Here is a 1241-nt window from a genome sequence, read left to right as displayed (position 1 = left end):
ACCTGCAAGGCGAGTTCGCGCGTCGGCGCCACCGCCAGCGCCAGCGGTGCGGCGGCGTGGCCGAAGCGCTCCGCGCCCTCAAGCAGGGTCGGCGCCAGAGCGAGGCCGAAGGCCACCGTCTTGCCGGAGCCGGTCTGCGCCGAAACCAGCGCATCGGCCTCGCCGAGCTCGGGCGCCACGACCGCCTTCTGGACGGGCGTCAGCTCGGAATAGCCGCGTTTCTCCAGCGCCCTGGCAAGCGCTGGAACAAGTGCTTCGAAGTTGGACATCTCACTCTTTCGGAATTTTAGGGTCCGCGCTCATCACGGAGCACATGCCGGGGCGGGCCTCGCGCCAGCCAAACAATCTTGGCCGTTCGTACTTCGCGCAGCCGCGATTGTACAGGGCGCGCGCAAAACCAGGCGCCGCTCGGCAATTGACTCTTGCCGCAAACCGCGTAAAAGCCGGCACCGAACGGGACAGTTTCGATGCGCGGCCTTTTGACGGCTCTTCCTGCATTCGATGCCCCCAGCCTCAATGCACATCATTGGGCCGGGCGCGTCGGCGCATCTCCTCGTTTCAGCAAAACCACATTCTTGGCCGAGAAAACTGGCAAAACCACCACCAAAACGGTGTGATTCCCTTGGCCTAACCACCCTCTCCCGGGTTCGGCCCGGGGGACGGAACCCGCAGCGGCCAGCGGGTTTCTCCAAAAACCAAGCGGAGAGGGACAGGAGATTTTTCGATGAGTTTCAAGGTAGCGATCGTCGGCGCCACGGGCAATGTGGGCCGGGAAATGCTCAACATACTGGAAGAGCGCGGCTTTCCGGTAAGCGAGGTGGTGGCGCTGGCCTCACGGCGCAGCCAGGGCACGGAAGTGTCGTTCGGCGACCGCACGCTGAAGGTGAAGTCGCTTGACCAGTATGATTTTTCCGACACCGATATCTGCATCATGTCGGCCGGCGGCAACGTCTCCAAGGAATGGTCGCCGAAGATCGGCAAGCAGGGCTGCGTCGTCATCGATAATTCGTCGGCCTTCCGCTACGACCAGGACGTGCCGCTGATCGTGCCGGAAGTGAACCCGGACGCGATCTCGCTGTTCACGCGCAAGAACATCATCGCCAATCCGAACTGCTCGACGGCGCAGCTGGTGGTGGCGCTGAAGCCGCTGCACGATTTCGCCACCATCAAGCGCGTCGTTGTCGCCACCTACCAGTCGGTGTCTGGCGCCGGCAAGGAAGGCATGGACGAGCTGTTCACGC

3 protein-coding genes are annotated in these 1241 nt (G+C 63.3%); 2 read left to right on the top strand and 1 reads right to left on the bottom strand.

All coding sequences use genetic code 11. The features are described 5' to 3' along the window. Nucleotides 1-269: DEAD/DEAH box helicase (locus EN994_RS32140; RefSeq protein ID WP_164746449.1), on the bottom strand; the 269-nt coding region annotated here is incomplete at its 3' end. 198 nt (nt 270-467) lie between these two features. On the opposite strand from EN994_RS32140, the gene EN994_RS35565 reads away from it, so the two are divergent. Then, the gene (locus tag EN994_RS35565; RefSeq protein ID WP_164746448.1) at nt 468-617 is read left to right on the top strand and encodes a hypothetical protein; all 150 of its coding nucleotides are present in this window, start codon (nt 468-470) and stop codon (nt 615-617) included. Nucleotides 618-724: 107 nt separating this feature from the next. Beyond that, nucleotides 725-1241, top strand: a 517-nt coding sequence (locus EN994_RS32135; protein WP_127308184.1) for an aspartate-semialdehyde dehydrogenase, incomplete at its 3' end; no start/stop codon positions are given.

Origin of the sequence: Mesorhizobium sp. M7A.F.Ca.CA.002.09.1.1, from assembly GCF_003998555.1 — a bacterium.
GTDB classification, from domain to species: Bacteria; Pseudomonadota; Alphaproteobacteria; order Rhizobiales; family Rhizobiaceae; genus Mesorhizobium; species Mesorhizobium ciceri.
The sequence above is the reverse complement of the archived record's forward strand: the minus strand, read 5'-3'. Positions and strand labels throughout refer to the sequence as shown.

What these genes read in the sequence shown, in the direction of transcription:
- EN994_RS35565 (WP_164746448.1), top strand. Translation starts at nt 468, where the DNA reads ATGCGCGGCCTTTTGACGGCTCTTCCTGCATTCGATGCCCCCAGCCTC.